General features: G+C 62.0%; 6 protein-coding genes and 2 pseudogenes. 3 read left to right on the top strand and 5 right to left on the bottom strand.

Annotation, left to right across the window (positions count from 1 at the left end; translation table 11 throughout):
* Positions 1-217 (bottom strand): annotated as a pseudogene (locus C2R25_RS01545) (IS5/IS1182 family transposase); the annotation flags it as partial.
* Positions 218-444: 227 nt separating this feature from the next.
* Entirely contained in the window at positions 445-669 is a 225-nt protein-coding gene (locus tag C2R25_RS01540; RefSeq protein WP_233203706.1) for a hypothetical protein, read from the bottom strand.
* Positions 670-1953: 1284 nt separating this feature from the next.
* Between C2R25_RS01540 and C2R25_RS21240 the strand changes: the two genes are divergently transcribed.
* From C2R25_RS21240 to istB, 3 genes are all read left to right on the top strand, one after another.
* A complete protein-coding gene (locus C2R25_RS21240) occupies positions 1954-2250 on the top strand; it encodes a hypothetical protein (protein ID WP_103727541.1) in 297 nt (98 codons plus the stop codon).
* Between the two features lie 94 nt (positions 2251-2344).
* On the top strand, positions 2345-3865 hold the full coding sequence (gene istA, locus C2R25_RS01530) for an IS21 family transposase (protein WP_103727548.1): 1521 nt from the start codon (positions 2345-2347) through the stop codon (positions 3863-3865).
* Positions 3855-4634: an IS21-like element helper ATPase IstB gene (gene istB / locus C2R25_RS01525; protein WP_103727540.1), complete on the top strand. Its 780-nt coding sequence runs from the start codon at positions 3855-3857 to the stop codon at positions 4632-4634. The genes istA and istB overlap by 11 nt, the downstream gene beginning before the upstream one ends.
* A gap of 88 nt (positions 4635-4722) precedes the next feature.
* Here the strand turns inward: istB and C2R25_RS01520 are convergent.
* From C2R25_RS01520 to sucC, 3 genes and pseudogenes are all read right to left on the bottom strand, one after another.
* Positions 4723-6114: pseudogene (locus C2R25_RS01520) on the bottom strand (phosphoenolpyruvate carboxykinase); the annotation flags it as partial.
* A 79-nt stretch (positions 6115-6193) separates the two neighbouring features.
* Positions 6194-7075 carry a succinate--CoA ligase subunit alpha gene (gene sucD, locus C2R25_RS01515; protein ID WP_103727539.1) on the bottom strand — a complete coding sequence of 294 codons (882 nt, stop codon included), beginning with the start codon at positions 7073-7075 and terminating at the stop codon, positions 6194-6196.
* 3 nt (positions 7076-7078) lie between these two features.
* The gene (gene sucC / locus C2R25_RS01510; protein ID WP_103727538.1) at positions 7079-8278 is read right to left on the bottom strand and encodes an ADP-forming succinate--CoA ligase subunit beta; all 1200 of its coding nucleotides are present in this window, start codon (positions 8276-8278) and stop codon (positions 7079-7081) included.
* Positions 8279-8284: the final 6 nt, after the last annotated feature.

Below are 8284 nucleotides of genomic sequence, written 5' to 3'. Positions count from 1 at the left end.
CGTTGTTCTGCGCCGCCAGGATAAGCACCTTGAACATTGTCACGGGGTCATAGGGTGGCCTGCCACCCTTCGCTCCGTCCGAATAGCCAAGCCCGGCGTCGAGCACTGGCCGAAACGCCTCGAAATCAATGATCCGGCCCAGTGCCTCGAGCGGATCCCCCGTCTCGGAAAGCCGCCGCAGATGTTCGCCGATCGCGAAAAACCCCGATACCTTCATATCGCACCTCGTTTGCCGAGGCCGAGTGAATCATTTCACCCCGCAACACGCCAGAGGTTTTTGGGGCGTCCAAGTCCGGTCCTCAGCTCCACTCAACTGCTCTCCAGTATTGGCCGCTGTGACGAGGGTGATCCGACCATCTCAGCCAGTCCGGTCAGGCGTCCTGAAGGGCCTCGTTCTCGCAAATTCTGTTCGGAGCTGCCGGACGCCCAGTTCCGAACGTCCACTCAGATGGAGAGTATCAGTCGGTCATCATGGCGGGGCAACAAGCCAGCGAAGGATGGTAGGCCAACGATGGCCTCCTCAAGAAGTACTACGTCCTTAAGACCGGCGAATTTGAACTGGCCTAAGCGCCTTTCTTCATCTGCTCTCCATTTTTTGCCGAGATTGAGCGCAGTTAGGAACAGATCGCCGTGGCGTTCGAAAATCTGGTGAGGTGCCAGCTTGATCATTGCTCCATTGTAAAGGGCTGTCACTGCCCGTTCAAGGGTAATGGCCTTCATCAAAGTTAGCCTGGGCGATCCATCGCTAGCCACGAAGCCTCCTTGTTCGGATCCGGCTGACAGTTCTGGTGCCGGAACCATCAGACCCCGCCGATCTGCACCGACCGTCGCTGCCTTGGAACACCGAAGGCTTCCCTCGAGATCGACATCGCTCCTCCGTGCCGGGGTTGGCATGCCTATGGCGCTCTGGTGAGCTCGCACCGCGATTTCATCACGACCAGCGATGAGGCTCAACGCCGAGCGCCGTCGAAGCTTCTCAGTCACCCCGCCTTGGCTCTGCGACATCTCAGCGCCTACCAAAACGTTTGGCAGCTGTCCGACCGCCGCGTTACGTGCTTTCAACCTTTGTGTGGATGGTTGCTCGGGTCGAACCGGTGTTGCATCCGAGACAGTCATCTCGTTTGGACAAGGTTTTTGGAACTTCGACTCCTTGCTCTGCTGTCCCGCTGAAGCTGGCTTGTTCGCACCCGATTTGGTCTTAGCACGCGTCGACTTTGATGCGCGCGGGTCCACAATGGCGGGGGCGACCAACTGATCCGGCACCATTGCCCCGCTTTGATGAGGCGACAAGGCCAGGCTCCTCCGGGCAGAAACACCGGGTCTAAAACCCGCTAGGTCTACTCCGCCGTGATCCGGCAACCTCATTTCGATGAGAGCCAATCTGGTGGATCGGATGAGATCCGGTATGTCTTGAGCCGCGACCGTGTGGTTCGCCACATAGGCGCTCAGCAGTTCCACCGTGAGAGCAGCGCCAGCAGGCACACTTTTGATCCGAGCCACTTATGAAGTACTCTGCGCTTGATTGAGAACCGCCTACGCGGCCCGGACCTGCTCCTGCCCCATTTTATGGTGACTAATCAACTGGGAACATACTTGCGCCCGCATGAGCAGCCGGATGAGGATATACAAACTTCGGGTTTCCCGTCTGCGAGGCAAACAGCCTGGTTGCGTCCAGTGCGGGGGTTCAGACGTGAAATTTTATGAATGAGTACGCTTCCCCAAAGCGGTCACCCGTCCATCTAGGTGCCGGCTCACCGCAAGCGAGCGGCCTGGGCGCAACGCTTGGCGAGAAGCGGCATAAACCGCCGTCCCGAAGCATGGACGTAACGGCCGGTTTTGCGTAGATCGGCCATTCACTGTGGGTGGCGAGCCGCGGCGGCTTAACGGGCAAGTCCACGTCCGCTGTAACGGTCAGGACCGCCCTCTTAGCTTCGTCCTCACGAGCGCGGCGAAGTGTCCGACTATCGCGACGTGCCTGCGCTCCTCGAAACGCCTGTCATCAAGCCCAAAGCTCTGCTCGCCGGTAAGTGCTACGACAGCGACGGCGTACGCGAAAACCTGCTCTGGCGAGGCATCCTGCCGATCATCCTCCCCAAGGCAAACTGCCGGAAGCCAGCAGTTGCGACCTACGGCGCTATCGTGATCGCAGTCACGTTGAACGCCTGTTCAACCGAGTCGAGCAACCCGGACGCAGCGCTACCCGCTATGACAAAACCGCCGCATCATTCCTCGCCTGTTGATTGCCACTGAGAAGTGACCCGGGGCGCGTATAAATTACCACTGAGAATTGACCCATGTTTTGCTCCCTTCCGGCTGCCAGTCGGAGGGTCTTGGAGTGATCGACATGGACTTACTCAGTGTGATCCGCCGGTGGCATTTCCGGCAGGGGATCTCCATTCGGGAGATCAGGCGCCGGACCGGCCTCTCCCGCAACACCATCCGCAAGTATCTGCGCTCCGATACGGTTGAGCCCAGCTTCAAGGTTCCGTTACGGCCCAGCAAACTCGATCCCTTCGCGGACAAGCTGACGGCTTGGCTGCGAGTGGAATCGAAGAAATCCCGCAAGCAGAAGCGGACCGCCAAGCAGTTGTACGGTGATCTGGTGACGCTGGGTTACGATGGCTCTTATAACCGGGTGGCCGCCTTTGCGCGGCGATGGCGGGCCGAGCTTCAATATGAACAGCAGACCAGCGGGCGCGGGACATTCGTGCCTTTGGTTTTCCAGCCTGGCGAGGCCTTCCAGTTCGACTGGAGCGAGGATTATGCCGTGTTGGACGGCAAGGTGACGAAGCTGCAGGTCGCCCATACCAAGCTGGCGCATAGTCGCGCCTTCATCGTGCGGGCCTATCTGCTCCAGACCCATGAGATGCTGTTCGACGCGCTGGCGCAGGCATTCCGGGTGCTGGGCGGCGTGCCGCAGCGTGGCATCTTCGACAATATGCGGACCGCGGTCGACAAGATCGGGACAGGGAAGGCGCGGCAGGTCAATGGCAGGTTCGCCGCCATGGCCAGCCACTATCTGTTCGAGCCGGATTTCTGCAATCCGGCTTCTGGTTGGGAGAAGGGACAAGTCGAGAAGAACGTCCAGGACGCTCGGCGCCGGTTGTGGCAACCGATGCCCAGCTTCCGCGATCTGGCTGAGTTGAACACCTGGCTGGAAGAACAGTGCATCGCCCAATGGGGCGAGATCCAGCATGGTGTCCTGCCCGGCACCGTGGCCGATGCGCACGCCGAGGAAGTTACCTGCCTGATGCCGCTGGGGCGGCCCTTCGACGGCTTTGTCGAGCAGATCAAGCGCGTGTCGCCGACTTGCCTCATTGCCTTCGACCGCAACCGCTATTCGGTGCCTGCATCCTTCGCGAACCGGCCGGTCAGCCTGAGGGTCTACCCGGATCGTCTGGTCATAGCGGCCGAAGGCCAGATCGTGTGCGAACATGCCCGGCTCATCGATCGTTCCCATCACAAGCCGGGACGCACAATCTATGACTGGCGGCATTATCTGGCAGTGGTCCAGCGCAAGCCCTGCGCCTTGCGCAATGGCGCGCCCTTCCTCGAGATGCCTGAAGCCTTCCGGCAGTTACAGGGCCATCTGCTCAAGCGCCCTGGTGGCGACAGGGAGATGGTCGAGATCCTGTCTCTCGTTCTGCATCATGACGAGCAGGCTGTCTTGGCGGCAGTCGAGTTGGCCCTGGAAGCCGGCGTCGCCACCAAGACCCACGTTCTCAACGTGTTGCATCGCCTTATCGATGGCAAGGCGCCTCCAGCAGCGCCGATCGATGCGCCTCAGGCCCTGCGTCTGACGCAGGAGCCTGAGGCCAATGTCGTACGCTATGACAGGCTCAGGGAGATCCGCCATGCGTCATGACCCCGCCAGCGCGGCCATCGTCGTCATGCTGCGCAGCCTCAAGATGTTCGGCATGGCGCAAGCCGCTGGAGAGCTGATCGAGCAAGGCGCGCCTGCCTTCGACGCTGCCGTTCCCATGCTGTCTGGGCTCCTGAAGGCAGAGATGGCCGAACGTGAGGTCAGGTCCATCGCCTATCAGATCAAGGCGGCCCGCTTCCCGGCCTACAAGGATCTGGCGGGCTTCGATTTTGCCGCCAGCGAGATCAACGAAGCCCTCGTGCGCCAGCTTCACCGGGGCGACTTCATGGAAAACGCCGACAACGTCGTGCTGATCGGCGGGCCCGGCACCGGCAAGAGCCATATCGCCACGGCTCTGGGCGTCCAGGCTGTCGAGCATCACCGCAAGAAGGTCCGCTTCTTCTCCACGGTCGATCTGGTCAATGCGCTTGAGCAGGAAAAGACCTTGAACCGGTCCGGCCAGCTGACAGAACGCCTGCTACGCCTCGACCTGCTCATCCTCGATGAACTGGGCTACCTGTCATTCAGCCCATCGGGCGGTGCCATGCTCTTCCATCTTCTCAGCAAGCTGTACGAGCGCACCAGCGTCGTCATCACCACCAACCTGAGCTTCAGCGAATGGGCTGGCGTGTTCGGTGATGCCAAGATGACCACCGCGCTGCTCGATCGGCTAACCCATCACTGCCACATCCTGGAAACCGGAAACGACAGCTTCCGCTTCCGCGCCAGCACCGCTGCGCCCAAAGCCAGAAAGGAGACGCCCGCATCTTGAACCTGCCGAGAAACGGCAGCACATAAACCATACCCACCCGGGTCAATTCTCAATGGAAATCCCGGGTCACTTCTCAGTGGCAATCAACAAGGCTGCCGTCGAGCGCGGCGTTGAGCAGCGCGCGGGTGGCCTTGATCGGCATGCGTTTGATGCCTTCCATAGTGGCCATGCCGCCCGACCAGCCGGTGTTCACCAGCCAGCACTTCACGCCGCCCTTGGCGATGCGCTCCTTGAGGAGGTTGCCGTAGACCGAGGGGTGACGCGGCATGAACGGCGCGCCGAAGCAGGTCGAGAAGGTCGCTTCCGGCTCGGTCACGCCGATCTCGGTGCCCGCAACGCGCGCGGTGTAGCCCGAGAGGAAGTGGTACATCGCCTGGTCCGGCGTCAGACGCGCGATCGGAGGCAGCACGCCATAGGCGTCGGCGGTCAGGAAGATGAGGTTCGCCGGAACCGGACCGAGGTTCTCTTCCGAGCAGTTCGGAATGAAGTCGATCGGGTAGGAACCGCGGCTGTTCTCAGCCAGCGAGTTGTCGTCGAGGTCGATTTGGCGGGTCACCGGATCAATGACGACGTTCTCCAGCACCGTACCGAAGCGCTTGGTGGTGGCAAAGATCTCCGGCTCGGCCTCGGCCGAGAGGCGGATCATCTTGGCGTAGCAGCCGCCCTCGAAGTTGAACACGGCGGTGTCCGACCAGCCGTGCTCGTCGTCACCGATCAGGGTGCGGCTGGCGTCGGCCGAGAGCGTGGTCTTGCCGGTGCCCGAGAGGCCGAAGAACACGGCGGTCTTGCCGTCCGGGCCGATGTTGGCCGAGCAGTGCATCGGCATCACGCCCTTGGTCGGCAGCAGGTAGTTGAGGATGCCGAAGACGCTCTTCTTCATCTCGCCCGCGTACGAAGTGCCGCCGATCAGGATCAGCTTCTCGGTAAAGTTCACCGCGATGACCGTCTCGGTGCGGCTGCCGTGACGCTCGGGATCTGCGCGGAAGCTGGGCAGGTCGATGATGGTGTACTCGGGCGCGAAGCTGGTCAGCTCCTCCGCCTTGGGACGCACCAGCAGCGTGCGGATGAACAGGTTGTGCCACGCGAACTCGTTGATCACGCGCACGTTCACACGGTGCTCGGGCTGCGATCCGCCGAACAGGTCCGCAACGTAGAGCTTGTCCTTCTGGCCGAGCGCCGCAAGGAAATCCTCCTTGAGGTTGGCGAAGTGCTCGGGCGTCATGGGGACGTTGGTCTTGCCCCACCACACCGTATCCTCGGTCTCGGCATCCTTGACGATGAACTTGTCCTTGGCCGAGCGGCCGGTGTGCTTGCCGGTGGCGACGACGAAGGGACCGTCCGCTGCCAGCATGCCCTCTTCGTTTGCCACGGCATGCTCGACCAGCGGCGCGGTGCCCAGGTTGGCGAAGATCGTCGCGTCGGTGGTAATGCCCTGGCGGTCGAGAGGATAGCTGAGCGATGCGGTCAAGGTTGTCTCCATGGTGGCGGCTGGTACGTCTTTTGTCACTTAGCTAGCTCGCGCCGGGGGCCCTTTTGTGCACTGAGACTGGCACGCATAACTAGGTCAGCCGATCTAACAGGGTCACGCCCAACTCCGACGGTGAGGGCGAGACACGGATGCCGGCCTCTTCCATCGCCGCGATTTTTTCCTCGGCGCCGCCCTGGCCCCCCGACACGATTGCGCCGGCGTGACCCATGCGGCGACCCGGAGGCGCCGTGCGGCCGGCGATGAAGCCGACCATCGGCTTCTTGCGGCCGCGCTTCGCCTCATCCTTAAGGAACTGCGCCGCTTCTTCCTCGGCCGAGCCGCCGATCTCGCCGATCATGATGATCGACTTGGTCTCATCGTCGGCCAGGAATAGTTCAAGCACATCGATGAAGTTGGTGCCGTTGACCGGGTCGCCGCCGATGCCGACTGCGGTGGTCTGTCCAAGCCCAGCGTTGGTGGTCTGGAACACGGCTTCATAAGTAAGCGTGCCCGAGCGCGATACAACGCCCACCGAACCCTTGGAGAAGATGTTGCCGGGCATGATGCCGATCTTGCACTCGTTGGGGGTCAGCACGCCGGGGCAGTTCGGGCCAATCAGGCGCGACTTCGAACCGGTCAGCGCGCGCTTCACCGGGATCATGTCGAGCACCGGGATACCCTCGGTAATGCAGATGATCAGCTCCATCTGCGCGTCGATGGCTTCCAGGATGGCATCGGCGGCACCAGCGGGCGGCACGTAGACGCATGAGGCGGTGGCGCCGGTCGCGGCCTTCGCCTCGTGGACCGAGTTGAACTGCGGCAGGCCCAAGTGCTCGGTGCCGCCACGGCCCGGCGTCACGCCGCCGACCATCTTGGTGCCATAAGCGAGTGCCGTCTCGGTGTGGAAGCTGCCGGTCTTGCCGGTCATGCCTTGGGTGATGACCTTGGTGTTCTTGTCTACGAGAATGGACATTGCTCAGGCTACCTTCTGGACTTCGGCGACGATCTTGCGGGCGGCGTCGCCCAGGTCGTTGGCCGGAACGATCGCCAGGCCGGAGTTGGCGAGGATTTCCTTGCCCTGCTCGACGTTGGTGCCTTCAAGGCGAACGACGAGCGGCACCGAGAGGTTCACGTCCTTCGCCGCCGCGACGATGCCGTCGGCGATGATGTCGCACTTCATGATGCCGCCGAAGATGTTGACCAGGATGCCCTTTACGTTGGGATCGGACAGGATGATCTTGAACGCCGCGGTCACCTTCTCCTTCGAAGCGCCGCCGCCGACGTCGAGGAAGTTGGCCGGGAAGCTGCCGTTGAGCTTGATGATGTCCATCGTCGCCATGGCAAGGCCCGCGCCGTTGACCATGCAGCCGATGTCACCGTCGAGCTTGATGTAGGCGAGGTCGTACTTGCTGGCTTCCAGCTCGGCCGGATCTTCCTCGGTCTCGTCGCGCAGCGCCATGACATCGGGGTGGCGGTAGAGCGCGTTCGAATCGAAGCTCATCTTGGTGTCGAGCACGAGCAGGTTGCCGTCCTTCGTCTCGACCAGCGGGTTGATCTCAACCATGTCGCAGTCGAGGTCGATGAAGGCGGTGTAGAGCTGCTTGGCCAGCGTCTGCGCCTGCTTGTTCAGCTCGCCCTCGAGCTTGAGGCCGAACGCGACGGCGCGGCCGTGGTGCGGCTGGAAGCCTTCGGCCGGGTCGATGGTGATGGTGTGGATCTTCTCGGGCGTCGAGTGAGCGACTTCCTCGATGTCCATGCCGCCCTCGGTCGAGACGATCATGGCGACTCGGCCGGTCGAGCGGTCGACCAGCATCGAGAGGTAGTATTCCTTCTCGATGTCGACGCCGTCGGTCACGTAGAGGCGGTTGACCTGCTTGCCGGCCTCACCCGTCTGGATGGTGACGAGGGTGTTGCCGAGCATCTCCTTGGCATTCGCCTCGACCTCTTCGATCGACTTGGACAGGCGCACGCCGCCCTTGGCGTCCTGGCCCAGTTCCTTGAACTTGCCCTTGCCACGGCCACCGGCGTGGATCTGCGCCTTCACGACATAGAGCGGCCCAGGCAGCTTCTTGGCGCCTTCGATCGCTTCCTCGACCGACAGAGCGGCGAAGCCCGCGGGGATGCCGACGCCGTACTTCGCGAGCAGTTCCTTGCCTTGGTATTCGTGGATGTTCATGTCGAT

This window comes from Novosphingobium sp. HII-3 (assembly GCF_002916655.1).
In the GTDB taxonomy this organism is placed as follows: Bacteria; Pseudomonadota; Alphaproteobacteria; order Sphingomonadales; family Sphingomonadaceae; genus Novosphingobium; species Novosphingobium panipatense.
The sequence above is the reverse complement of the archived record's forward strand: the minus strand, read 5'-3'. Positions and strand labels throughout refer to the sequence as shown.

Bases quoted from the DNA above. Each gene is read 5' to 3' on its own strand.
- istA (WP_103727548.1), top strand. From the start codon at position 2,345: ATGGACTTACTCAGTGTGATCCGCCGGTGGCATTTCCGGCAGGGGATC.
- sucD (WP_103727539.1), bottom strand. From the start codon at position 7,075: ATGTCCATTCTCGTAGACAAGAACACCAAGGTCATCACCCAAGGCATG.
- C2R25_RS01540 (WP_233203706.1), bottom strand. From the start codon at position 669: ATGATCAAGCTGGCACCTCACCAGATTTTCGAACGCCACGGCGATCTG.
- sucC (WP_103727538.1), bottom strand. From the start codon at position 8,278: ATGAACATCCACGAATACCAAGGCAAGGAACTGCTCGCGAAGTACGGC.
- istB (WP_103727540.1), top strand. From the start codon at position 3,855: ATGCGTCATGACCCCGCCAGCGCGGCCATCGTCGTCATGCTGCGCAGC.